A 24656-nucleotide genomic window follows, 5' to 3' on the forward strand; every position below is an offset into this window, starting at 1 on the left:
TTATTTAAATTAACTAAAAATAATCTTCTTCTTCTAAGGATTGATGGTCATATAATTCTTCTAATTTTTGATGACTAAGACGACGGGATACCCGACGATATTTTTTTGTGTTTAATTTTGGTTCTGTATAGACTTTACCAGAATTTTTGACCATTTTTTTTAAGCTCGATTCTGTATCACGGGTTTGGGCTATTTTCTCTTCTTGGGCAAGGATTTCGTCTAAAAATTTGAGGTAATATTCATATCTTTCCCATGTTCCTTTGACGATACATTCTGGCTCTTCTTGATGTAAACAGTCGTTAAATTTACATTGCCCTTGACTTAGTTTTTGTCTGGCTTCGGGAAAGTAGTTAATCAAATTTTGGGAATCACAATCGAAGTCTGGTTGGTTAAATCCGGGGCTGTCGGCTATGTAACCTCCTTGGGGAATTTCAAATAATTCTACGTGGCGGGTGGTGTGTCTGCCTTTTTGTAGTTTTCCTGATACTTCACCGATGCGGATGTTTAATTGGGGAATGAGGAGGGAGGTTAAACTAGATTTTCCCACTCCGCTAGGCCCTGCAAAGATGGTAATTTTATTTTTTAAGGCTGTTTTAATTTCTTCGATTCCTTGATTATTTTCTACACTAAAAAAGTATGGTTCATAGCCCCATAATTTTAATTTTTGTTTCCATTCTTTTTGTTTTTCTTGGGATATTAAATCAGCTTTATTTAGTCCTAATAATAGTTTTAAATTAGTGGATTCTGCTTTGACTAAAAAACGGCTAAGTTGGACGGGATCTAAGGTTGGTTCTTCGAGGGCAAAAACTAACAATATTTGATCTGCGTTGGCCATGGGGGGGCGTTGTAATTCTGTTTTACGGGGGGTTACAGAGGCGATCGCCCCTCGTTCAAATTCTGTAGATTTTACATAGATGCGATCGCCCACAAGCACACTTTGACCAATTTTTTTAAGACGAGTGGGACGAGTACAAAGGAGCGTTTGCCCCTCATCTAGTCTTACCTGATAAAAGTTAGCCTGTACGGCCATTACAGTACCAATTTTGTGGTCAGATTTAGTCATAACACTCAAGACTTGACCAACAAAGCAAAATAATCATCCAATGGAGTAATAGACTCTATCTTATACCCCTCCATTTTAAGACTATTTGGTACTTGTTCTATGGGTTCTCCTCCATCAAGCCAAATTTCTAATAACTCACCTGAGGACATTTTTTCTAATTGTAATTTACTACGAATAAAATTTAGGGGGCAAGGTGTTCCTCTTAAATCTAATTTATTATCATTCATATTTTGCTATATTTTTAAAACTAATTTTTTGTAATAAAAACATTAATTGAACTATTATTTTTAGCTATTTAATTATTAAATAATACTTGTTCTTATTTTTGCAAATAAAGATCTTTTCAATTTTTAATACTTATCAATAAGTCATACCAAGTGTGTTTCATTATTTGTTGAATAAATGACCAATAAATCCTAGTTGAATTCATTAAAAAATAAAGTATTACTCATAAAATTAGTCACCCATTAAAGAAATTAGAAACAGATTATATTGATATTAATTATTTTAACTGACTTTAAGCAGGAGTATCTTTCCAATCATCCTCACTCCAATCAATTTCCTCAGGATTACAAGATATTTCACCGCCATCCTGACTTTCTATCCACTCATTCCAATCATCAATATTATCATCCTCAGGACTTGGGGTAACTACCTCCGCTGCCGAATTACTTTGACTATCTTCCAATAAATCTCCCCAATCAGCCTCATCCCCCTGACTATCATCGACAGAATCCATTTCCCCTAAATCCTCAAACAGTGCTTCAGAATCTTCCTCATCCGTTGAGACATAATCATTGCCAATAACTTCCCCATTAACGATGTCATTATTTTCTGAATCTTGAATTACAACATCATCAATCCAATTTTCTTCCGTGGAATCCTCCTCAAAGCCATCATCAAAATCATCATAACTAGCCTCTGACACGTCATCGGGGGATATAATTTGGGTAAATTCGTCTTCCTCTATGTCATCATCTTCAGAGGTATCAAAAGCCGATTCCATAATTAATGATTTATCTTCCTCCTCATCGTTAATAAAACTATCAAATTCAGATTCTGCAATGGATAAATTTTCATTTTCATTATCTGTAGAAAAATCGTCAAATTCATCATCAGAAATAACTTGATTATTTTCTTCATCATCTATGGAAAAATCATCTAAATTATCGCTAATATCTGTACTAGATTGTTGAGGGGAATTATCTTTACAATGAGAATTATTCTGACCTATTAATAATGGCTCAAGATTAATATTACCCTCTGCGATGATTTCAAAAGCCTTGAGGAGAGTTTCTCTATTTTTTTCCCATGTTTGATAAATTTGACTACTTTTTTCTTGGTGAAAATTAACTATATATTCGTTATTTTTAGTCAAAAGTTCTGAATCAATGTGAGTTTTTGAGCCATTAACTAAGTCAATACTTTTAGTAATAGAATAGCTATTTTCGTTAGTTTTTAAAGATGTTTTTAAAGTTATTTTTAAGCTATTACTAAGAGCTATTAATAGAGCTTTTTTATATTCTTTTTGATTTAGAGCTTCATTAATTTGTTGAGAGCTATCCATATTTTACAACTATTAAATCCTATGAGTTTTCTTGGAGTAAGGCGAACATATTTTGTAAACTTTGAATATTTTGTAATATTCTTTGATGGGCGTTATCTACCTCTTGAAAATGTATTTTTTGAACTTTTTCACCATTACCTTGATCTTCAAAAGAGTTCCCTAATTCGTTTTCAATTTCGTTTTCAAGAAGATTAATAATACTGCGAAAATGTATATCTTGAGTAGTTGTTTGTTGAGGGGATGAACTGGTAACAATTTCGATTTTGAGAGCTTCAGACATGGCGATCGCCATTGCTTGATCAATGTTACCGTCTCTAATTTGTGCTTTAATTTCTTGTATTTTACTCATATCAAAAAGAGACTCTCTTTTAAAATTTCTTCAAATAGCTTAACCCATAACTTAACCAAATTTTACCAAAAATCTGTCACCCGATAATTTAATTCAGATAACATCTGCCGTAACAAAGGTAAACTCAAACCAATCACATTACTATGACAACCAATAATTTTATCAATTAAAAAACCTCCCCTACCCTCAAGGGCAAAACTTCCAGCGCACTTTAAAGGTTCACCCGTAGCCACATAGGCGACAATGGTATCATCATCCACATCAGCAAAATAAACCTCCGTAATGCCACATTTAACCACTTTCTGATTATGATTTAGATCTAGTAAAGCGTGACCAGTGTAAAGTTTACCCACATTACCACGCATTTTACGCCAACGGTTAATGGCTTCTTTTTCATTTTCTGGTTTACCATAAATTTCACCATTGACGGCTAACACAGAATCACAACCTAAAATTAATCCATCACGGTGATTTTGAGCGACTGTAGAAGCCTTATTTTCTGCGAGGCTATTTACTAAATTATGGGGATTGAGTAAATCCACTAAAGATTCATCATAATTACTAACTTCTACCTGAGGATTAATACCAATCATCTTCAATAGTTTTAGACGGGCAGGGGAAGCGGAGGCGAGAATAAATTTAGTCATAAATTACCTTGAAACAATACATATATTAGGATTTGAGCTAAAGTTGTGACCATAGGGATAATTAAGGCAAAAAATGAAAGAAAATAGTTGTTATGCTCTTAATTAATTTGCCCACCGTGTAATGAATTACACGGCTATTAAATAACATTTATTCCTTTTCAAGTAAGATGATTGATAATTAATTCGTTGGTGTTAAAACGAACTTAATATGATCTTGATTAGACATCATCTTAGATTATTATTAATTATCCACTATCAAAGGTTTACTATGCCTAATAAGAAGCAAGGGAAAAAGAATTAGCCACAACCCTAAATAAATCAGAGACATTATCCCAACGAGATTCCTTAGTAGAAATATTAAAAGTGAATAACTTACCGTTATTTGTTACCACACTAGCCAGATTATGACGATATTGATCTTCATCTAACTTGACTCGGTATTCTAAGATGTAATAATCTTTACCATCTACCTCTCTTTTTTCAGCGGAAATTAATTCAGCATTTCTGCCAGACTCAGGATCTTGATTTACCATTTTCATAAAACGATAACCCACATCGGTGGGAGTGCCTAAATCTGATAACTCCTTGCTATCTCCTACCTTACTGATAATGACGCTGAGGTTTTCGGTGCGCTCGATAAAATCTCGATAAACCACGTCAACACCTTCAGTAGCGTTTTGAACTTCCACGGGCATCCAACCATTAGGATAGAGAAATTGATAACCATCAATGGCATCAGTATAACGTTGTAACCCAGACAAAGAAGCCGAACAAGAAACCAAGGAAAAGGTTAGAAAAATCAATAAACAAGAAACTAAGCGCTTTATCATAACTTTTATCTTAAAAATATTTTGTTTTATTTTCCCATGAAAACCCATGATTATGTATTGTAAAATCATAAAACCATGGATAGTTTGTGGCTTAATCCATAAAAATAGAGTTTTATTAAGGGTAATTGCTTCAATCTTGATAGGCTCAGTACAATTGAGATAATTATCAACCAAGGGTGAAAGATGACTAATTCAGCTGATAGACCAAAAAAACCATTACCCTTACCCCCTCTAGTACCTCCGGGGGCTAATGGGGGCAACAAAAAGATTGAAGATGAGGATGATCAAACCAGAGTTAGCTTGGGAAAAATGCCTCCCCTTTCATCCCGTCCCCCTGCTAGTAGTAATGTGCAGAAGGATATGATCAATATTGGTAACAAAAAACCTCCTTCCCTAGACGATGATTTAGATGATATGGATGATGATGGTGTTACCCAAATTAATCCCACCACAAAAGTTCCTTCTTTGGATGCCGGTAGATTAGGTAATAAACCTCCGAGTAGTCCCCCTCCTCTCAATAAAGGGGGTTTACCGGGTAGAACTTCCCCTAGTGGTGGGGCTACCACCCGTAGAATGCCTCCAGAACCCACGGGGGTGAAAAGGGGATCTCCCATTGCCCGATCGCCCTTACATCCCCCTGCTACCCCTCAAAAAGAATATGTGCCACTGACTCCCCCCGCCCAACGTTCCCCCGGGCAACCGAGTTTAGAAGAATTAATTAAAATTGCTTATGATGAAGGTTATTCCGATGTCCATCTTGGGGTTGGAGAATTGGTGCGTATGCGCGATCGGGGAGAAATTTTAACCCTAGATCAATACCCTGAAATTGACAGTAACACCTTCATGAGTTGGTTACAAGAAATTTTGCGCCCCGAAGACATCCAAAAATTTAAGAAAGAATTAGAATTTGACGGAGCAACCCAATATGAATTTGCACGGGTAAGGATCAATGTATTTGATACCCTCCGTGGCCATGCCCTCGTATTACGACTGATTCCCCTCAAAATTTTGACCATGGAACAGTTGAAATTACCCCCTATCTTTAAAGACGTTTGCGAAGCCCATAAGGGATTAATCTTAATCACAGGGCCCACGGGTTCAGGTAAATCCACCACCCTAGCGGCCATGATCGATTATATTAACGCCGAACAAAATAAGCATATCATCACCATTGAAGATCCCGTGGAATTCGTCCATAAAAGCCAAAAATCCCTCATTAAACAAAGGGAAGTGGGGGTTCATACCCTCAAGTTTGATAATGCCCTCAAGGCTTCTTTAAGGGAAGATCCTGACATTATCTTGGTGGGGGAAATGCGGGATAAGGAAACCGTAAACACTGCGCTCAAGGCCGCTCAAACAGGTCACTTGGTCATGGGTACATTACACACCAACAGCGCCGTTAAAACCCTTGAACGTATTTTCACTTTATACACCGCTGAAGAACAAACTGCTATCCGTAGTGCCTTAGCTGAATCTTTGGTAAGTATTATCGCCCAAGGTTTATGTCGTACCACTGATGGTAGAAGGGCGGCTTATCATGATATTCTCATTAACACGGAAACTGTTAAGGATTATATTTTAAGTAATAAATACGATGAAATTACTACCTTGATGGATGAAGGGGAATTTGACGGTATGATTACCATGAATAAGTCTTTATTCAATCTCTATCAAGAAGGTCGTATCACCGAAGAAACGGCGCTCGAAAAATCCCCTGTACGTAATGAAATGGCGATGATGTTAAGGGGTAGAGTTTAATTTTACTCACCTTGATTGGTTGTAAGGCAAGGGTTTTAAACCCCTTGTCATAGGTTTTATATAAAAAAAATATGATATGAAAATATTACATTTGAGTGATATTCACCTGGGAAGTAGTTTTAATCATGGAAAAATAAACAATGAAACGGGTTTAAATACTCGCTACCATGATTTTATCCATAGTTTATCCATTTGCATGGATAGGGCGATTAGTGAATCGGTAGATTTAGTCTTGTTTGGGGGAGATGCCTTCCCTGATAGTACCCCCGCCCCTTATCTTCAGTCTGCCTTTGCTTCTGAGTTTCGCCGTTTGGGGGATGCTGGTATTCCGACGGTTTTATTGGTGGGAAATCATGATCAACATGGTCATAATAATAAGGGGGTTGCGAATGCTAGTTTATCTATCTATCACAGTTTGGGTGTCCCTGATATTATTGTGGGGGAAAAGCTAGAAACCCATCATATCAAGACGAAATCGGGCATGGTTCAAGTTATCACTCTCCCTTGGTTAACCCGTTCGGTGTTGTTGACGAAAAAGGACACCGTTGGCTTATCTATGGAGCAGATTAATCGGTTGTTAATCCAGAGGGTGGAAACGGCTTTGGAGGGCGAAGTTAGGGCTTTAGATAATTCCCTACCGACTATTTTATTGGGGCATTTGATGGCGGAGAGATCTCAAATTGGGGCGGAGCGTCATTTGTCTGTGGGTAAGGGTTTTCAGATTCCTTTGTCGATGTTGATTCGTCCTGAGTTTGATTTTGTGGCTTTGGGCCATGTCCATCGTCATCAAAATTTGAATTTACGTAATAATCCTCCTGTAGTTTATCCTGGTAGCATTGAGCGGGTGGATTTTTCGGAGGAGAAGGAGGAGAAGGGTTATGTTTTAATTGATATTGATGGGGAAAGGGGGGTTAGTTGGGAATTTTGTGGGCTTCCTGCTCGTCGTTTTTGTACCATTGAGGTTGATTGTAGTCAGGGTGATGATCCTTTGACCAAAATTTTAGGGGCGATCGCCTCTAATCCCATCGAAGATGCTGTGGTACGGTTAATTTATAAGGTGCGATCGGAACAAGTAGAGGAGATTAAGAATAAGCTCTTGGTGGAGGCCCTAAGCTCTGCCCATACCTATACTATCCGAGCAGAATTGGTGAGTGTGGAAAGTCGTAGCCGTTTACCAGAATTGGGGGTAGGTAATAATTTAGATCCCTACGGGGCTTTATCTACTTATCTGGAGAATCGGGAAGATATTCAAGATATTGCTGATGATATGTTGGCAGCAGCACAAAATCTATTGGCTCAAATCCCATAGTTAGGGTCATCAAATGATTGGATGATGTTCAAAAATAAGGTTAATGGATAACTTTTAATCAATTCAACTAATACCATAAGCATTAAAATTGTTAAGGAGTAATCTATATAGAAATTTTTAGTATGAATAACCTAGTTTTTTTTGCCGTCGCTGGAGATTTTCCCATCTATTTTGTGGCGGTTTATGTGGTGGGTTTAGTGGCCGCCGTTTCCATTGGTTTAATTGCTTGGTACAATTCTAAGCGTCCTGTGGGTTGGGAGGATGCCCAAAAACCTGATTTTATTCCCGATCTCAACAGCAATTCTCGATCCTCGGAAGAAGATCAAGATTAACTCTTATTTTGGGTGATTAGGACATAGGAATATTGATAATTACGATTTAACTTTCAGGTTAAAATATTTTTCAATTGTTAACTATTCCCCATTCCCTATCTAAACCAAGACGCTTTTTGAGCAAACCCTACTTAGGTTAGTGATATATTGACAAAGGAATATATACGCACAATATTATGGATTCAACAACGATTAAAGAAAAAGTAAAGGCGATCGCCTCTAAGCGTGAAATGTTAGTTAAACTGTCGGAAAAACCAGATCTTGGTAATCTAAAACTAGATGTAACCCAAGCCCTCGATGAACTAGACGAACTCATCGAAGAATTACATCTGACTTTTCCCGAAACCGCTAAAAATTAGCAACAAAAAATAACTAAACACATTTTATGGGAAAATAGGAAGGGAACATTAAAAAACCAGTCAATGAGTAAAATCGAAATTGGTGGCATAGAACATTTTTATCAACTAACTTCCCCACCGAACCCAGATTCATCCCTTCCTACCCTCGTGTTTATCCATGGATGGCTTCTCAGTAATAAATATTGGCAACCGCTCATGGATAAATTAGGGGGAAAATACTCTTGCTTGGCCTATGATTTAAAAGGTTTTGGTCATTCCCAATCAAACCTAGATTATTATGATGGTTCTGCTTTTAGTCTCAAAAGTTATGCCCAGGATTTAAAAGAATTATTAACGGCTCTCAATATTCAAAAAGCCTGGTTAATTGGTCATTCCCTTGGTGGTAGTGTGGCGATTTGGGGCGCTGATGTGTGTGCCTCAGTGGTAGAAGGGGTTATCTGTGTCAACGCCGGGGGTGGTATCTATCTTAAAGAAGAATTTGAACAATTTCGAGGCGCTGGGGAAAAAATGGTTAAATTTCGTGCTCCATGGTTGGGTTATGTTCCCCTCTTAGATTTGGTTTTTGCTCGAATGATGGTCAAAAAACCCCTACCTAGAAAATGGGGAAAAGAAAGATTAAATGATTTTTTACAGGCCAAAGAACAAGCTGCGATCGCCTCTTTACTCGAATCCACCACCGAAGAACAAGTCCACTACCTACCGCAAATCGTGGCTCGTCTGGCTCAACCCTTACACTTTATCGCAGGAAAACAAGACAAAATCATGGAAACTAAATATGTCAAACACTTAGCCAGTTTTCATGAACTCTTTAAAAATCATCATGATAACGTTTGTGAAATTGATAATTGTGGACATTTTGCCATGTTAGAGCAAACCGATCTAGTCTATGAGCAAATTTTAACAATTGTTCAAAAATACGAACATAATTAAAATAAAGTGCTACCATAATGGCAGTCTTAATAATAATTAGATCTTAAGCCAGACTAAATAAATTTAGAATGATACAAGTAACGTTCTCTCCACTGCTAGGGCTTAAACCACTAAGCCTCATCAATGATTTTAAGTCCCAAGCTGTATTGAAACTTTGGTTATTTTTCTCTGACATAAAACATATATTTAACAGAAAGTTAATTTATTAATATGTGGGAATAAAAGCCATGGGCTTCACTCCTACATACAGGGAAATTAGTTATAATATAATGTTTAACTAATACTTTGTTTCCCCACATTTCCCCTCGGAAATTAACATTTACTTTTATCGTAAAAAACAAATTTGATCTTTAGGAATATTAAGGGAAAGTCTATGCTAGACCGCAAGATTTATCAAATGTACAAAGAAGGTTGTGATGTCTCTGTGTTCTTGCGGGATCAACAACGATGGATTGAAGATGCACAAATCATCGGTATTGAAGGAGATGTCGTAACTATTCGCTATGAAATGGATGAAGACTACGAAAATAGCTCTTGGGAGGAGTTTGTTCGTTTAGAAAGTATCGGTGCTGTGAGTCGTAAACTAGCTTGTGTACCCCGTGGCAATACGGAAATCAATGTTTCTGAAGATTGTCCCGAAGCTGAACAAATTTATCCTCGTCGTCAAGATCAAGATAAATAATTGACAATTAATGATTAACCATTGAAAATTGAGGGGGTTGATTTTTCAGCCCCTTTTATCGTTATTGGAATTTAGATTTAATGTCATTAGAGAATTTTTTAGTCTGTGAAGGGGATTTACCCTTTGATGTTTTTGAACAATATAATCAAAGCGATGTATTGGCTATCGACACCGAAACCATGGGTTTAATTCCTCAGCGCGATCGCCTTTGTTTGGTGCAATTGTGCGATCGCAAAGGTTTTGTAACCGCCATCCGCATCAAAAGAAATCAAACCGAAGCCCCCCATTTGGTAAAACTTTTAGAAGCCCCCCACATTACCAAAATATTTCACTTTGCCCGTTTTGACGTTGCCCAATTTTTATACACCTTTGGAGCAAAAACAGAACCCATATTCTGTACCAAAGTAGCCAGTAAAATGGCTCGTACTTATTCAGGTAGCCACGGCTTAAAAACCATTGTTCAAGAATTAGAAGGAGTAGAGTTAGACAAAAAAGCCCAAAGTTCGGATTGGGGTAACGTTGAAAGCCTTTCCCCTGAGCAGTTGAGCTATGCGGCCAATGATGTGCGTTATCTTATTCCCATGCGCGAAAAGTTAATCGCTATGTTACAACGGGAGGAGCGCTGGGAGTTAGCAAGAAGATGTATTGAAACGATTTCTTTGTTTGTGGAGTTAGATTTAAACTATTACAAAGATATTTTTGAGCATTAAAAAAAATCCCCTCATTAATAGGGGGAATTATCTACAGTCATCATGCCATAATTAAGTAATGCCAATTAATTGAACGATAAACTGTTGGCCTTGTAATATCAACTCCCCTTGATCACTTACAAATTAGTAATATCAGTATCTTAGTTCAATTAATTGAACGAACCATCGTTAGCCGTGTAATTTATTACACGGTGGGGTACGAAGATACAATCTATTGATAACGAATCATCCGAACTTGATACAATTTATTGCAAGACGAGTAATGATATATTGTCTAAATCGGATAATGCCTAATTTTTGACGGGGCAGGTGTTGTTATAGCACCATCGCAAGAGATTACCCACTAATAGATATTTAATGGCTTCTAATACCCAATATCCTTCATGCCAAGAAATCATTTCATGGGGCATTTCTGTGGAGGCACTAAACTGATTAATAGATAAGCCCCAAGCACTCATATGGGGAATGAAAATGTAGGTATAGGCCAAAGCAATGAGCAGTAAAAGATTAGCAAATACTAAAAAGATGGTCTGTTTTTGTTCAGGAAATTGATGATTAAAATAAAATACTAATGACACGGTTAAAATTAGGGCTGCGCAGATTACTTCGATGCGATTAAAAACACCAAAAATTACAAACCCCACACTGGCAAAACCGCCGTCATTCATCATACCACTGACTGACATACTAGGAATTAAAATGAAGTCTAAAAAGAGACTACTACAAAACCAAAATCCTAGGGTGCAGAGAATAATGGCATTCCAATTCAAATCTTTATGGGCGATCCTAGAAACTATATTCATAATAATAATACCTATTTTTCTCTATATTTCTAGGATAACTTAACCCTTAAGCTATTTATATTAAGTATTTTAACTTTTTTTCTTAAGTTTAATTAAGCGATTACCTAGTTATTTTTACTTATTAATTTTTGAGAAATAAGAGCAAATAAATTTATGGTCAATGCCATAGATAAATTTTATGATCGTCCACTTTTATTTTTCATTAATGATTGTTTCTAATTTATCACTGAGGAAAATCCAATCATTAACACTTAAATTTTCTGCCCTTACAAGGGGATTTAAATTCAACTCTATCAATACTTTTTCCAAAATATTATTATCAATAATAGATTTTAAATTATTTTTTAACATCTTTCTTCTACTAGAAAATCCTAATTTTATAATGGTTTCTAAAAATTTAGGATTATTAGCTTCTTTTTCTAATTTTCTTGGGGTTATTTTGACAACTACAGAATCAACTTTAGGGCGAGGACGAAAATCTTTTGCGGGTACTTCACAAGCAATTTCACAGTTTGCTAAATATTGGACTTTTACGGATAATGCTCCATAAATTTTATTGTTTGGTGGGGCTACGAGGCGATCGCCCACTTCTTTTTGAATGAGCAAAACAATGGATTCTAGGGGATTGGGATTAGGATTGGCAATAGTGCCTAGGAGTTTTTCAATGATTGGTCCTGTGATGTTATAGGGTATGTTAGCTACGACTTTATTATAATTTCTAAAGTCAGGAAAATTAGTTAATATAGAGGAAATATCTAAGTTTAAAAAGTCTCCTTCTAATAATAAAAAATTATCTTTTTCTCCATATTCTTTAACTAAAAGTTTGCATAAATCTCGATCAATTTCAATGGCCAATAATTTATCTACATAAGGCAACATTCTTTTGGTTAAGACCCCTGTACCTGGCCCTATTTCTAAGATGCGATCGCCCTTATTTAATTGAGCTGTACGAATTATATTATTTAAAGCGGTTTCACTTTTTAACCAATGCTGTCCAAACTGTTTTTTTGCTCTAATAGCCATATAATAAAAAATATTTTTTTTTTACGAAGAATTAGGGTACACTTAAATCTATTTTAGGTTGTTATTTATTACTTTTTTATTAATCACTACCTACTTAAAATAAATTTTTCACCTAATACATAATATCTATCAATGTCTATTCACCTTGTAATTCTTTTTACGGCGGATGATAATAGACTTTATCCGTTGAATTGAATATGGTTTTAACCCCATAGAGAAATTATAAAGCCTAAGGGGAAAAGAAGGAAAATGAAGCATCAAAATTGATCGATTAATTGTTGACTATTTAGCTGATGTATTTTTGTTATTCCATCGGGGGTGAAGACAGGTTACAATTTAAACGGAAAATTAAATTTAGTCTATCTGTTATATTTAATGAGAAGTTTAATAATTGATAATTTCGATTCTTTTACCCATAATATATATCAATTATTAGCCCAAGTTAATCAGGAATCTCCTACCGTCATTACTAATAATCAATGGTCATGGGAACAAATTCAGGCAGAAAACTTTGATAATATTATTATTTCTCCAGGTCCTGGCAATCCTTCTAAAAAAAGTGATTTTGGTGTATGTGGAGAAGTTTTAGTTAAGGCAAATATTCCTATCCTCGGAATTTGTTTAGGGCATCAAGGATTGGGTTATTTTTATGGTTCAAAAATAGTTAATGCTCCTATTCCTATGCACGGGAGAATTAGCAAAATTTATCACAATAATGATCTTCTTTTTCAGAATATTCCTTCTGGTTTTGAAGTGGTTCGTTATCATTCTTTAATGATAGATGATTTAGGAGAAGATATAGAGGCGATCGCCCATACTGATGATAATATAATTATGGCAATTAGACACAAAATCAGACCTTTTTGGGGGGTTCAATTTCATCCCGAATCCATCTGTTCTCAACATGGATTTGAGTTATTAAATAATTTTAAAAAGATAACTAAATTTAATTATAATTATTCAACAAAAAAAAAATTTAAACAGTTAGTTAATTATTATAAAAAAGTAAAAGTAAACAATAATAAATACCAAGTTTACTCTTGTTTAATAAAAGGTTGGAGAGAGCCAGAATTAATTTTTAAACAATTTTATAACAAATCTACTAACAGTTTTTGGTTAGATAGTAGTATGGTGGCTGAGGGTTTATCTCGCTTTTCTTTTATGGGAGATACTAATAATGATGATAGTTTTACCATCCAATATACCGTCGATGATAATAAGGTATATACACAAAATAATCAAGGAGAAATAACAACATTAAATAATATAGATTTTTATGGATATTTAAATGATATAATAGCAAAATATGCTTGTGAGGATGATCGTTTACCTTTTAATCTTTGTGGTGGTTTAATAGGTTATTTTGGTTATGAACTAAAACAACTATCAGGATATAATAATAAACATAAATCACCATTACCCGATTGTTATTTAATTAAAGGCGATCGCCTCTTAGCATTTGACCATAAAGAAAAAAAAATTTATTTAATATATATAGGCACAAAAGAAGCCGAAAAAAAAGCTCAAGAATGGTTTAAAAATATAGAAAACAAAATTAGTCAAATATCCGTAAAAAATCAAGCAAAATCGCAAAATAATAAAATAACAAAAGAAAAATTAAACCTTACCAGAAATCAACAACAATACCTCCATAACATAGACACTTGTTTTCAAAAAATTAAACAAGGAGAAAGCTACGAAATCTGTTTAACCAATCAAATAAACTTACCCCCCATCGAAAACCCCCTAGAATACTACTGTCAACTAAGAAAACAAAACCCAACCCCCTATAGCGCCTTCATCAAATTCCATGACATAACCATAATTTGCTCATCTCCCGAACGTTTTTTACACCTTGATAAACAAGGGTGGCTAGAATCAAAACCCATCAAAGGCACAGTTAGAAGAGGAATAAACCCCCAAGAAGACACCCAACTACTGCAACAATTAAGCCTTAGCGAAAAAGAAAAAGCCGAAAACCTAATGATTGTTGACTTATTACGTAATGATTTAGGTAAAATTTGTCAAATAGGTAGTATTCATGTACCAAAATTAATGGCGATCGAAAGTTATAGCACCGTCCATCAAATGGTATCTACCGTCAGAGGTAAACTAAAACAAGACATTACCCCCCTAGACTGTCTTAAGTATATATTCCCTGGAGGTTCAATGACAGGGGCTCCAAAAAAACGTACCCTTGAAATTATCGATGAATTAGAAACCGAAGCCAGAGGAATCTATTCAGGTAGTATTGGTTTCTTGAGCTTTAATGGTACTCTTGATCTTAATATTGTCATTCGTACGGCCATTGTTACCAAAAATAAAACCACCATCGGTGTAGGAGGTGCAATTACGGCGCTTTCTGATAAAAATCAAGAATTTGAAGAAATCATCCTCAAAGCCCAAGCCCTTTTAACCGCCCTCCAATAAAAAACTTAGATTTTGAGATACTTCGCCAAATGAGACTTTTTCGATGTGGCAATATCTTCGGGAGTGCCAATGGCCACCAATTCTCCCCCCTTGTTTCCCCCTTCCAAACCTAAATCGATAATCCAATCAGCACACCTTATCACATCCAAATTATGCTCAATGACAATGATAGAGTTGCCTTTATCTGCCAATTTTTGTAATACATTTAAGAGATGATGCACATCATAAAAAGATAATCCCGTGGTAGGTTCATCAATTAAATATACTGTTTTTCCTGTGGCACGGCGAGATAATTCCGTAGCAAGTTTTACCCGTTGGGCTTCCCCCCCCGACAAGGTGGGCGCCGATTGCCCTAGTTTGACATAGGTTAAACCCACATCCACAAGGGTTTGTAAACGATTGACAGCACGAGGGATATTTTCAAACACCTTCAAGGCTTCTTCTACCGTCATATCCAATACATCGGCGATGGAATAATCCTTATATTTCACCTGTAAAGTTTCTCGGTTATACCTTGCCCCCTTACATATATCACATTGTACATATACATCGGGTAAGAAGTTCATGGAAATGACATTTACCCCTTGCCCTCCACAGGCTTCGCACCTTCCCCCCTTGACATTAAAGGAAAATCTACCTGGTTTATAACCCCTTGCTTTGGCTTCAGTGGTTTGGGCAAACATATCTCTAATGACGTCAAATACCCCTGTATAGGTGGCAGGATTAGAACGGGGAGTGCGTCCGATGGGAGATTGATCGATTACAATGACTTTATCTACCGCTTCTATGCCTTCTAGGCTATCTAATTCTTTGGGAAAAGGTACATTGCGATTAAGGTGGTGTTTGAGGGAGGGATATAGTAATTCGTTGATGAGGGTGGATTTTCCTGAGCCTGAAACCCCTGTGATACAGACAAATTTTCCGAGGGGGATTTCTACATCAATGTTTTTGAGGTTGTTACGGTGACAGTTTTTGAGGGTTAAAAAGTTGCCGTTTCCTTCCCTTCTGGTGTCGGGGGTGACAATTTTTTTTCTGCCTGATAAATAGGCACTGGTAAGGGATGCTTTGGATTTGAGGAAGTTTTTATAATCTCCTTGATAAACGATTTCCCCTCCATGGACTCCTGCTTTTGGCCCAATGTCAACAATATAATCGGCGCTCTTGATTGTGTCTTCGTCATGTTCTACAATAATCAAAGTATTGTCGAGATCTCGTAATTTTTTGAGGGTTTCTAAGAGGCGATCGTTATCCCGTTGATGTAAACCGATGCTAGGTTCGTCTAATACATATAATACCCCTGTAAGTCCCGAACCGATTTGGGTAGCGAGGCGAATCCGTTGGGCTTCTCCCCCTGAGAGGGTCATGGCGGTACGATCTAGGGTAAGATAGTCTAAGCCGACGTCGAGTAAAAATTTTAGTCGGGCTTTGATTTCTTTGAGGGCTAATTCTCCGATTTGGGCTTGTTTGGGGGTAAGTTGAATATCATTGACTCTGGTTAAGCATTCACCGATGGAAACGCTGGTTAAGTCGTTGATGGTGTATTGTCCTAGTTTGACGGCGAGCGCCTCGGGTTTTAATCTTTTACCGTGACAGACTTCGCAGGTTTGATGTTCGATGTATTGTTCTAGTTTTTGTTTAATTACTTCGGAGTTACTTTCTTGGTAGGTTTTTTCGAGCATGGGGATTACTCCTCGATAGTAACCGTATTGGATTTGTTGAATTTCTTTGTCTCCGTAGAAAATTATCTGTTGTTGTTTTTCAGTGAGAGTATGCCATTTGTCGCTTAGTTTGAAGCCGTATTCTTCGGCAACATATTCGAGGAGGGAGACATAATAGGGGTTTTCCTTGTCTGCCCAAGGGGCGATCGCCTTTAGAACTATGGCATCGGGATCTGGTACAATCAAATGGGGTGAAAAGGTTTTGAGAGTACCCAAACCATGACAATGGCCACAAGCACCATAGGGGGAGTTGAAAGAAAATAAACGGGGGGACAATTCTTCCATCACCGCGCCATGGGTTGGACAAGCGAAATTTTCCGAGAAAATGATGGTTTCTTCCTCTTTACCCACCATCTCCACCATGGCAACACCATCGGCAATTTTTAAACAAGTACCTAAAGAATCGGCTAATCTTTCTTGAATGTTTGCCTTGACTACGAGGCGATCGACTAATACACTTATATCATGTTTTTTCTGGGGTTTTAGCTCGATATTATCCCCTAACTCCCGAATTTCCCCATTAATTTTTACCCTTACAAATCCCTGAGAGCTTAAACTAGAAAGTAATTGATGATGATTTCCTTTTTTTCCTCTGACTACTGGGGCAAGTAAATGTAGTTTAGTTTTTTCAGGTAAAGCCATCACCCTGTCACACATTTCGTCAATGGTTTGGGGGGCGATAGATTGACCACATATTGGACAATGGGGTTCCCCTGCCCTACCATAGAGTAACCTAAGATAATCATAGATTTCCGTAACCGTGCCTACCGTTGAGCGAGGATTATGGGATGTGGATTTTTGATCGATAGAAATGGCGGGGGATAACCCTTCGATGCTATCTACATCAGGTTTATCCAGTTGCCCTAAAAACTGTCTGGCATAGGCACTCAATGACTCTACATAACGCCGTTGCCCTTCTGCGAAAATAGTATCAAAAGCAAGGGAAGATTTTCCGCTACCCGATACCCCTGTAAAGACTATTAATTGATTGCGGGGTAATTCTAAATCAATATTTTTGAGGTTGTGTTGCCTAGCGCCACGAATACGAATCATTTAGTTAATAAGAAATGGGAAATGTGTAATATAGGGAACAGGCAGTAAAATAATTGTCAACTGTCAATTGTTAATTATCTATTATTTAGGGACTTAGAAAACCCAAGCCCCTAGCGGTTGATTGTTGATTTAAATCTATGATACCGTATAACGCAAAACACCAGAATAATTAATTATCTACCAAACCTTCATCAAGATATACTATCTTAACTCGAGAAAACTTTATCCCCATAAAATAACTTTAAACCCTATTTTTTTTACCCATCCCTAACTAAATGAGTTTGCCTGATATTGGATTTAGATTACTAGCTATTTTTTCTCTGATTGCCATTAACGCTTTTTTTGTTACGGGAGAATTTGCTATAGTTTCTGTGAGGCGATCGCGCATTAATCATCTAGTATTAGAAGGAGATATACCCTCCCAAACTGTCCAATCTTTACAAAAAAGTTTAGATAGACTTCTTTCTACCACCCAACTAGGTATCACCCTTTCTAGTCTTGCCCTGGGTTGGATAGGGGAAAGCACCATGGCACAAATCCTACAATCATGGATTATTGCCCTCTCTCTCCCCGCCAACATTAATCAAATTTTGATTCATTCTGTTTCCATTCCCCTTTCTTTTATTCTTCTGGTTTACCTACAAATCGTATTGGGGGAATTATGCCCAAAATCTTTCTCCCTATTGTATGCTGAAAATTTAGCTCGATTCCTCGCCCCTCCCATTCGAGTCATTGGCATTATTTTTAAACCTTTTATCGATATTCTCAACCAATCTACTAAATTTATACTCCGTTTATTTGGGGCTGAATACACTGGGCAAGGGTGGTATAAACAAGTTACCCCCGAAGAATTACAACTTATCATTCGTACGGAAAAAGAGTCATCTGGTTTAGAAGCCGAAGAAAGGGAATTATTAAGTAATGTCTTTGAGTTTGGGGATGTGGAAGCCATGGAAATCATGACACCCCGAGTAAATATTGATTATTTATCCCTTGATTCTACCTATCAAGATTTAATTGAAGAAGTGGCGAAAACAGGCCATTCCCGTTATCCTGTCATTGGTGAATCTCTCGATGACATTCGAGGTATTATTAATCTTAAAGATAGTGTTTCTTTTTTAGGCAAACATGAAGACTTAGAAAATAATCAAAATCCTCCTTTATCGGAAAATAAATTATCACAATCGATTAAGGATTTAATTCGCCCTGTTAAATTTTTATCGGAATTTACCCCCCTCAGTGAGTTACTTAATGTGATGCAACAATCACGGCTAAAAATGGTAATTATTGTGGATGAGTATGGAGGCACTGCGGGATTAGTTTCTATGCAAAATCTGATTAATGAAATTTTAGGTCATGAGGAAAAAAGTATCACTAATCAGGAGTCGGAAGTTACGGTAATTGATGAACAAAATTTCTTGGTTTGGGCTCAAATTAATCTTGAGGAGTTAAACGATTTACTCGATTTTAATTTACCTCTGACGGAGGAATATACTACCCTTGGGGGATTTTTAATTTATCAGTGGCAAAAAATTCCTTCTAGGGGGGAAAAATATGTTTTTGATAATCTTGTTTTCACCATTGCTGATATGGATGGCCCTCGCATTCATAAGATTAAGGTTACTATTCAAGATTCTACGGGGGAAATGGTTGATAATCAAGGTTAATTAACAACATCTGAACGTTATTTTATTATGGAATGAAATATAGCTGAAGTATTAAAATAACCTCAGTTCGGAATTTGTCAATATGGTAAGTAAGTACGTCCGCACATGTTGCTTTTTATCGTACCCTCGGTATAACAAAAATTGAGATAAAATATGTTAAATAAAATTTCTAAAATTATTACTCTATTAATCATAATATGTAGTTTATTTTTTATAGATATTAACCCAGTTTTTGCCCAAGAAAGACTATTTTTAGATTTATCTTTAGAATATTTAGACACCTATGAATTAAAAATTCAAGATTATGAAAATACAAAAGTTGGTGGATTTTCTGGTATTACTTATAATCAACAGAAAGATTATTTTTATGTGATTTCAGATGATCGCTCTCGTCTTGCTCCTGCTCGTTTTTATACGGTAAAAATTAACATAGAAAATGATAAAATAGATGATGTTATCCTTGAAAATGTTACTTTTTTAAAAGATAATAACGGGGAATTATATGCTAATGATACCATAGACCCTGAGGCGATCGCCCTTAGCCCCAGAAATAGTATTTTCATCTCTAGCGAAGGCATTAGTCATCTAAGAGTTGCCCCTTTTATTAATGAATATGACTTAGATGGAAATTTACTTTCTGAAGTACCGATTCCCAAAAGATATATTTACAATAAGGAAGAAAAAAAAGGCATCCAAGATAACTACGGCTTTGAATCTTTAACCATTAAAGCTAATGCTACCATGGCTCAAGATCCTTTTAGACTATTTACAGGCAGTGAATTAGCACTCACCCAAGATTTTAATGATAAAATTCCCGAAACCTTATTACGTAGTCGAATGATGCACTATGTAGTTAATCCTTTTGGGCAACCTGTGTTAATTTCTGAAAATTTATACCCTGTTAATCAAGCAGATTTTGGGGTAATTTATAATGGTTTAAATGAATTATACGCCCTCCCAGAAGAAGGTTATTTATTATCTTTAGAAAGAACTTTTGGTTTAAGGGGTTTTGGAGCAAAAATATTTCAAATAGTGATGGCAAATGCTACAGATATTTATGCAGAAAAAAGTTTGGCAGGAAATATTGATAATATTAATTTGATTAAGAAAAAATTGCTCTTAAACTTGAAAGATTTAAATATAGATTTTGATAACTTAGAGGGCTTAACTTTTGGGCCTAGATTGCCTGATGGTAGTCAAAGTTTAATTTTAGTTAGCGACAACAACTTTAAATACTCCACCGAAAAAACTCAATTTTTATTATTTAAAATTGTAAAAAATACTCAAGGTAACAATTAATTTAACCTGAGTTCGGAATTTGTTAATATTGTTGGGTTTCAGGTGACAGATATTAAGGAGATAGGGGGATGAGGGGTGTAGGAGATAAGGAGTAGAGGAGTATGGGTGATAATAGTTTATACTAAACCCGTAAATCAAAATATACCTTAGTTCAATTTATTGAACGATAAACCGTTAGCCTTGTAATTTTGCAAGACGAGGGATGATATATTTTCTAAATGAGATTTGGTATTAGGTACTAGGTAATAGTTTATTAATTGTCAATTATCCATTATCAATTCTCAATTATTTATTAAATCCATGAGTGCAGAAATTATTTGTATTGGTACAGAAATTTTACTGGGAGATATTCTTAACAGTAATGCTCAATATTTAGCCCAAGAATTAGCAAAACTGGGTATTCCCCATTATTATCAAACCGTAGTGGGTGATAATTTAAACCGTATTCATCATGTTATTAAAACAGCCCTAGAAAGGTCATCGATTTTAATTTTTACAGGGGGTTTAGGCCCTACCCCAGATGATTTGACAACCGAGGCGATCGCCTCTTATTTTCAGACTAAAATGATCGAAGATGGGGAAATTATCGAAGATATAAAAATAAAATTTGCCCACAGGGGCAGAGAAATGACACCCAACAATCGTAAACAAGCCCTTATTCCCCAAGGGGCGTTAGTGTTACCCAACAAAACAGGCACAGCACCAGGAATGATGTGGGAAAAAGAAGATAAAATTATTTTAACCTTCCCGGGTGTACCCTCAGAAATGAAACAGATGTGGCAAGATACCGCCGTGCCTTTTCTCAAAACCAAAGGTTGGGGGCAGGAAATTATCTATAGTCAAATGATGCGTTTTCGGGGCATTGGAGAATCTTCCCTAGCCCAAAAAGTCAACCACTTGTTTGATTTAACTAACCCCACCGTTGCCCCCTACGCTTCCCATGGGGAGGTAAAATTAAGGGTATCCACCAAAGCAAAAAACCCTGAGGAAGCAAGAAAAATAATTCAACCTATCACCGAGGAAATCAAAGCCATTGCAGGGCAAGATTATTTTGGCAGTGATAGCGATACCTTAGCTTCTGTGGTGGGTAATATCTTAAAACAAAAAGGAGAAACCATTTCCGTTGCCGAGTCTTGCACAGGGGGCGGTTTAGGGGCTATGTTAACCGACATTGAGGGCAGTTCGGAATATTTCATGGGGGGGATCATTGCCTACAGTAACGAGGTAAAAATGAAGCTCCTAGGGGTGTCTGAGGACGATTTAAATAAGGAAGGGGCAGTAAGTGCCATGGTGGCAGAGCAAATGGCGATCGGAGTTCGGGAAAAGTTAGGCACGGATTGGGGTATTGGTATTACAGGCATTGCAGGGCCTGGGGGTGGCACGGAGTCTAAGCCCGTGGGTTTGGTTTATATCGGTATTGCTTCGGCTAAAGGAGAAGTATTTAGTTATGGTGATACTTATGGTAGTAATCGGGGCAGATATTTAGTACGTTATTTATCGGCTTGTAATGCCCTTGATAAGTTAAGGAGAATGCTTTAATGGGCTATACCCACAGAGTCAAGATACATATCAATGGCGGTGGTGGTATCTCCATCAAAGGCAACAGTACCGTTTTTTAGCCATATGGTGCGATCGCATCTTATTTTGAGATTAAACAGAAATTATTGAAGATACAATAAAAAAAAGGTTGAAAGGAGTGGTTAATATGTTTCTCCAAGAAAAAGTCAGTGATGATTTGAAACCAGAAGAAAAGTTAATAAGTTTAGAAGAGTTTCTTAACTGGTATCCTGATGGTTTTTATGGTCGATTTGAGTTACGTAATGGAGTTATTGTTAAAATGCAACCCACCGGCACCCATGAGCAAGTAGCTGGTTTTATAGCCTCAAAATTATCCGTCTATATCGAACGTTTTAGTTTGCCCTTGTTTATTCCCCGACAAGGATTAATTAAAGCCATAGATACCGATAAATCTGCTTATATTCCAGACGTGATGGTATTAGACAACGATTGTGTCAAAAATGATGAACCCATGTGGAAAAAACGCTCGACCATTACTCAGGGAAAAACTGTTAAATTAGCCATAGAAGTTGTTAGCACCAATTGGCAAGATGATTATTTAACGAAGTTAGGGGAGTATGAAAAATTAGGAATTGAGGAATATTGGATTATTGATTATTTGGGTTTGGGGGGAAGGCGTTACATTGGCAATCCAAAGCAACCAACTATTTCTATTTGTCACTTGGTAGAAGATGAATACACTATGGAGTCATTTAAAAATCAAGATGTTATCAAATCTCAGTTGTTTCCTGAACTTAATTTAACCGCTGAAAAATTTTCGAGGTAGGGCAATAATATCTTTTATGGTTTTAAGACATTAAGTATTACAAATTAGGTGTTAGGTAACATTAATGGGCTATACCCACAGAGTCAAGATACATATCAATGGCGGTGGTGGTGTCTCCATCAAAGGCAACAGTACCGTTTTTTAACCATATGGTGCGATCGCACAGATCCTTTACAGACTCCAAACTGTGGGATACAAATAAAATGGTACTACTTTTTTCCCACAGAGATTCAATTCTTTGATGGGATTTTTGAGAAAATCTAGCATCTCCCACCGATAACACCTCATCCAAAATTAATATATCAGGTTGCACATCCGTTGCGATCGCAAAACCCAACCTCGCCATCATCCCCGATGACAAACCCTTAACAGGAATATGAGCATAATCCATTAATTCTGCAAAATCAAGAATTTCAGGGGTTCGAACCTTCATTTCCTGACGAGAATAACCCAACAACACCCCATAAAGAATAATATTATCCTGCACCGTCATATCAGGATTAAAACCCGCCCCTAACTCAATCAAAGGAGCAATATTCCCCCTAACCCTCACCGTGCCTTGGGTGGGCGGTAAAATTCCACAAATAACCTTCAATAAAGTTGACTTTCCCGCACCATTAGAGCCAATAATGCCTATTTTCTGCCCCGACTTGATAGTTAAATCAATATTGTTTAAAACCCTTTTCTTGCTTGGTTTCGTATATTTACCCTGTAAAAAAGAAAAAATAGTCTTCTTTAAATCATAATTAAATTCCTCTTGGGTTCTTCTCCACAACTCTACATTATCTAATCTAATAATTTCCATTGATGAGCAAAAATAAAAACATCTAATTTTTGTTTAAAGTAAATCAATAAAAGCTGATTTACACCGTTGAAAAAAGAACCAACCAAAAGCAAGAATAATTATACCACCCAAAAAACTTCTCGCAAAAGATTCCATAGTAGGAATAGTTGATTGTAAACTAATTTCCCTCAAACTTTCAATGATCGGCACTAAAGGATTAAGGTGTAAAAAAGGTTGTATATTTTCCGGTACAATTTCCGCAGGATAAAACACAGGGCTAGTAATCCAGAGAATAAAAGTAGCAATTTCGTAAAAATAGCCCAAATCCCGAAAAAATACATATAGGGCAGCCATGAACAACCCAACCCCCGTACATACCAAAACTAAAGCAAGAAATGGTATTAACAACAAAGGTATATAAAAAATATTCTGGGAATTAACCAAAGTTACAATGGCAAGGAGAGGAAAAGAGCCAACTAAAAATTGAAATACATTAACCCCAATCATCGTCAGGGGAAATACAGGCAAAGGTAAACGAATCTTGTTAAGTAAACTTCCATTGGCTACAATACTTCCTAAGGCTTGGCTAGTAGAACCACTAAAAAAATTAGTAATTAATAACCCTGTAAAAGCAGCCAAGGTATAGTTAATAATCGAATCTCCATAATAGGAAGCAAAGGTAGCCCCGAAAATAGCTGTATATAATCCCGTCATGGTTAAAGGGTTTAATAATGACCAATATACCCCTAAAAAAGAACCTCTGTAGCGGGTATGGAGATTTTGAGGTATCAAAACAGCTAACAATTCTTGGTATCGTTTGGCCGTTGACCAAAAAGATGTTTTTTGTAATACTAGCCAATGCTTTTTGAGAGCTACAACCATGAAGTAATTTAGTACAAAAGGATTAACGGTGAAAATGTCTGAAAATCATTGTATCTTACATTAGGTTAATCTGAGTTCGGGATAAAATTTATAGTCTTCAAATTCAAAATATATTTT

The 24656-nt window shown here is 36.4% G+C and carries 23 protein-coding genes; 12 read left to right on the forward strand and 11 right to left on the reverse strand.

Features of this window, described 5'->3' with window-relative positions; genetic code table 11:
* Positions 1-13 precede the first annotated feature (13 nt).
* From rsgA to psbP, 6 genes are all read right to left on the reverse strand, one after another.
* Positions 14-1063 (reverse strand): small ribosomal subunit biogenesis GTPase RsgA, encoded by a 1050-nt coding sequence (rsgA, locus tag IQ215_RS06955; protein WP_193800594.1) that lies wholly within the window; start codon positions 1061-1063, stop codon positions 14-16.
* A 5-nt stretch (positions 1064-1068) separates the two neighbouring features.
* Entirely contained in the window at positions 1069-1290 is a 222-nt protein-coding gene (locus tag IQ215_RS06960; RefSeq protein WP_193800595.1) for a sulfurtransferase TusA family protein, read from the reverse strand.
* A gap of 290 nt (positions 1291-1580) precedes the next feature.
* A complete protein-coding gene (locus IQ215_RS06965; protein WP_193800596.1) occupies positions 1581-2630 on the reverse strand; it encodes a hypothetical protein in 1050 nt (349 codons plus the stop codon).
* Between the two features lie 19 nt (positions 2631-2649).
* Positions 2650-2979, reverse strand: coding sequence for a hypothetical protein (locus IQ215_RS06970; RefSeq protein ID WP_193800597.1), 330 nt, complete (start codon positions 2977-2979; stop codon positions 2650-2652).
* A 62-nt stretch (positions 2980-3041) separates the two neighbouring features.
* Positions 3042-3626 (reverse strand): Maf family protein, encoded by a 585-nt coding sequence (locus IQ215_RS06975; RefSeq protein WP_193800598.1) that lies wholly within the window; start codon positions 3624-3626, stop codon positions 3042-3044.
* Between the two features lie 272 nt (positions 3627-3898).
* A complete protein-coding gene (gene psbP, locus IQ215_RS06980; RefSeq protein ID WP_193800599.1) occupies positions 3899-4456 on the reverse strand; it encodes a photosystem II reaction center PsbP in 558 nt (185 codons plus the stop codon).
* Positions 4457-4639: 183 nt separating this feature from the next.
* On the opposite strand from psbP, the gene IQ215_RS06985 reads away from it, so the two are divergent.
* The 7 genes from IQ215_RS06985 (at position 4640) to IQ215_RS07015 (ending at position 10536) form a co-directional block, all read left to right on the forward strand.
* On the forward strand, positions 4640-6214 hold the full coding sequence (locus IQ215_RS06985) for a type IV pilus twitching motility protein PilT (RefSeq protein ID WP_193800600.1): 1575 nt from the start codon (positions 4640-4642) through the stop codon (positions 6212-6214).
* Between the two features lie 76 nt (positions 6215-6290).
* The gene (sbcD, locus tag IQ215_RS06990) at positions 6291-7523 is read left to right on the forward strand and encodes an exonuclease subunit SbcD (RefSeq protein WP_193800601.1); all 1233 of its coding nucleotides are present in this window, start codon (positions 6291-6293) and stop codon (positions 7521-7523) included.
* Positions 7524-7645: 122 nt separating this feature from the next.
* The gene (psb35, locus tag IQ215_RS06995) at positions 7646-7855 is read left to right on the forward strand and encodes a photosystem II assembly protein Psb35 (RefSeq protein WP_193800602.1); all 210 of its coding nucleotides are present in this window, start codon (positions 7646-7648) and stop codon (positions 7853-7855) included.
* Positions 7856-8031: 176 nt separating this feature from the next.
* Complete coding sequence (locus IQ215_RS07000; RefSeq protein WP_193800603.1) at positions 8032-8214, forward strand: hypothetical protein; 183 nt, start codon at positions 8032-8034, stop codon at positions 8212-8214.
* Positions 8215-8277: 63 nt separating this feature from the next.
* A complete protein-coding gene (locus IQ215_RS07005) occupies positions 8278-9144 on the forward strand; it encodes an alpha/beta fold hydrolase (RefSeq protein WP_193800604.1) in 867 nt (288 codons plus the stop codon).
* A gap of 373 nt (positions 9145-9517) precedes the next feature.
* Positions 9518-9826 carry a DUF6679 family protein gene (locus IQ215_RS07010; protein WP_069792102.1) on the forward strand — a complete coding sequence of 103 codons (309 nt, stop codon included), beginning with the start codon at positions 9518-9520 and terminating at the stop codon, positions 9824-9826.
* 80 nt (positions 9827-9906) lie between these two features.
* Positions 9907-10536: a ribonuclease D gene (locus IQ215_RS07015; protein WP_193800605.1), complete on the forward strand. Its 630-nt coding sequence runs from the start codon at positions 9907-9909 to the stop codon at positions 10534-10536.
* 290 nt (positions 10537-10826) lie between these two features.
* On the opposite strand, the gene IQ215_RS07020 is transcribed toward IQ215_RS07015, so the two are convergent.
* Entirely contained in the window at positions 10827-11339 is a 513-nt protein-coding gene (locus IQ215_RS07020) for a hypothetical protein (protein ID WP_193800606.1), read from the reverse strand.
* Between the two features lie 192 nt (positions 11340-11531).
* Complete coding sequence (rsmA, locus tag IQ215_RS07025) at positions 11532-12362, reverse strand: 16S rRNA (adenine(1518)-N(6)/adenine(1519)-N(6))-dimethyltransferase RsmA (protein ID WP_193800607.1); 831 nt, start codon at positions 12360-12362, stop codon at positions 11532-11534.
* A gap of 375 nt (positions 12363-12737) precedes the next feature.
* On the opposite strand from rsmA, the gene pabB reads away from it, so the two are divergent.
* Positions 12738-14792 carry an aminodeoxychorismate synthase gene (pabB, locus tag IQ215_RS07030; protein WP_193800608.1) on the forward strand — a complete coding sequence of 685 codons (2055 nt, stop codon included), beginning with the start codon at positions 12738-12740 and terminating at the stop codon, positions 14790-14792.
* A 5-nt stretch (positions 14793-14797) separates the two neighbouring features.
* Here the strand turns inward: pabB and uvrA are convergent, their stop codons facing one another.
* Positions 14798-17563, reverse strand: a complete 2766-nt coding sequence (gene uvrA / locus IQ215_RS07035) for an excinuclease ABC subunit UvrA (RefSeq protein WP_193800609.1) — start codon at positions 17561-17563, stop codon at positions 14798-14800.
* A 275-nt stretch (positions 17564-17838) separates the two neighbouring features.
* Here uvrA and IQ215_RS07040 point away from each other — a divergent pair, with 275 nt between their 5' ends.
* The 4 genes from IQ215_RS07040 (at position 17839) to IQ215_RS07055 (ending at position 22873) form a co-directional block, all read left to right on the forward strand.
* Entirely contained in the window at positions 17839-19230 is a 1392-nt protein-coding gene (locus IQ215_RS07040) for a hemolysin family protein (protein ID WP_193800610.1), read from the forward strand.
* A gap of 153 nt (positions 19231-19383) precedes the next feature.
* Complete coding sequence (locus IQ215_RS07045) at positions 19384-20529, forward strand: esterase-like activity of phytase family protein (RefSeq protein WP_193800611.1); 1146 nt, start codon at positions 19384-19386, stop codon at positions 20527-20529.
* Between the two features lie 300 nt (positions 20530-20829).
* Positions 20830-22068 (forward strand): competence/damage-inducible protein A, encoded by a 1239-nt coding sequence (locus IQ215_RS07050; RefSeq protein WP_193800612.1) that lies wholly within the window; start codon positions 20830-20832, stop codon positions 22066-22068.
* Positions 22069-22234: 166 nt separating this feature from the next.
* A complete protein-coding gene (locus tag IQ215_RS07055) occupies positions 22235-22873 on the forward strand; it encodes a Uma2 family endonuclease (RefSeq protein ID WP_193800660.1) in 639 nt (212 codons plus the stop codon).
* A gap of 61 nt (positions 22874-22934) precedes the next feature.
* On the opposite strand, the gene IQ215_RS07060 is transcribed toward IQ215_RS07055, so the two are convergent.
* Positions 22935-23678 (reverse strand): ABC transporter ATP-binding protein, encoded by a 744-nt coding sequence (locus tag IQ215_RS07060; protein WP_193800613.1) that lies wholly within the window; start codon positions 23676-23678, stop codon positions 22935-22937.
* A 33-nt stretch (positions 23679-23711) separates the two neighbouring features.
* On the reverse strand, positions 23712-24539 hold the full coding sequence (locus tag IQ215_RS07065; protein ID WP_193800614.1) for an ABC transporter permease: 828 nt from the start codon (positions 24537-24539) through the stop codon (positions 23712-23714).
* Positions 24540-24656 lie beyond the last annotated feature (117 nt).

The sequence above is a fragment of the Cyanobacterium stanieri LEGE 03274 genome, from assembly GCF_015207825.1.
GTDB lineage: Bacteria > Cyanobacteriota > Cyanobacteriia > Cyanobacteriales > Cyanobacteriaceae > Cyanobacterium > Cyanobacterium stanieri_B.

Bases quoted from the DNA above. Each gene is read 5' to 3' on its own strand.
- IQ215_RS06970 (WP_193800597.1), bottom strand. From the start codon at position 2,979: ATGAGTAAAATACAAGAAATTAAAGCACAAATTAGAGACGGTAACATT.
- IQ215_RS07055 (WP_193800660.1), top strand. From the start codon at position 22,235: ATGTTTCTCCAAGAAAAAGTCAGTGATGATTTGAAACCAGAAGAAAAG.
- IQ215_RS06985 (WP_193800600.1), top strand. From the start codon at position 4,640: ATGACTAATTCAGCTGATAGACCAAAAAAACCATTACCCTTACCCCCT.
- IQ215_RS07050 (WP_193800612.1), top strand. From the start codon at position 20,830: ATGAGTGCAGAAATTATTTGTATTGGTACAGAAATTTTACTGGGAGAT.
- IQ215_RS07020 (WP_193800606.1), bottom strand. From the start codon at position 11,339: ATGAATATAGTTTCTAGGATCGCCCATAAAGATTTGAATTGGAATGCC.
- pabB (WP_193800608.1), top strand. From the start codon at position 12,738: ATGAGAAGTTTAATAATTGATAATTTCGATTCTTTTACCCATAATATA.
- IQ215_RS06975 (WP_193800598.1), bottom strand. From the start codon at position 3,626: ATGACTAAATTTATTCTCGCCTCCGCTTCCCCTGCCCGTCTAAAACTA.
- uvrA (WP_193800609.1), bottom strand. From the start codon at position 17,563: ATGATTCGTATTCGTGGCGCTAGGCAACACAACCTCAAAAATATTGAT.
- IQ215_RS07040 (WP_193800610.1), top strand. From the start codon at position 17,839: ATGAGTTTGCCTGATATTGGATTTAGATTACTAGCTATTTTTTCTCTG.
- IQ215_RS07010 (WP_069792102.1), top strand. From the start codon at position 9,518: ATGCTAGACCGCAAGATTTATCAAATGTACAAAGAAGGTTGTGATGTC.
- IQ215_RS07045 (WP_193800611.1), top strand. From the start codon at position 19,384: ATGTTAAATAAAATTTCTAAAATTATTACTCTATTAATCATAATATGT.
- rsgA (WP_193800594.1), bottom strand. From the start codon at position 1,063: ATGACTAAATCTGACCACAAAATTGGTACTGTAATGGCCGTACAGGCT.
- sbcD (WP_193800601.1), top strand. From the start codon at position 6,291: ATGAAAATATTACATTTGAGTGATATTCACCTGGGAAGTAGTTTTAAT.
- IQ215_RS06960 (WP_193800595.1), bottom strand. From the start codon at position 1,290: ATGAATGATAATAAATTAGATTTAAGAGGAACACCTTGCCCCCTAAAT.
- IQ215_RS07060 (WP_193800613.1), bottom strand. From the start codon at position 23,678: ATGGAAATTATTAGATTAGATAATGTAGAGTTGTGGAGAAGAACCCAA.
- IQ215_RS06965 (WP_193800596.1), bottom strand. From the start codon at position 2,630: ATGGATAGCTCTCAACAAATTAATGAAGCTCTAAATCAAAAAGAATAT.
- IQ215_RS07015 (WP_193800605.1), top strand. From the start codon at position 9,907: ATGTCATTAGAGAATTTTTTAGTCTGTGAAGGGGATTTACCCTTTGAT.
- psb35 (WP_193800602.1), top strand. From the start codon at position 7,646: ATGAATAACCTAGTTTTTTTTGCCGTCGCTGGAGATTTTCCCATCTAT.
- IQ215_RS07065 (WP_193800614.1), bottom strand. From the start codon at position 24,539: ATGGTTGTAGCTCTCAAAAAGCATTGGCTAGTATTACAAAAAACATCT.
- rsmA (WP_193800607.1), bottom strand. From the start codon at position 12,362: ATGGCTATTAGAGCAAAAAAACAGTTTGGACAGCATTGGTTAAAAAGT.
- IQ215_RS07000 (WP_193800603.1), top strand. From the start codon at position 8,032: ATGGATTCAACAACGATTAAAGAAAAAGTAAAGGCGATCGCCTCTAAG.
- IQ215_RS07005 (WP_193800604.1), top strand. From the start codon at position 8,278: ATGAGTAAAATCGAAATTGGTGGCATAGAACATTTTTATCAACTAACT.
- psbP (WP_193800599.1), bottom strand. From the start codon at position 4,456: ATGATAAAGCGCTTAGTTTCTTGTTTATTGATTTTTCTAACCTTTTCC.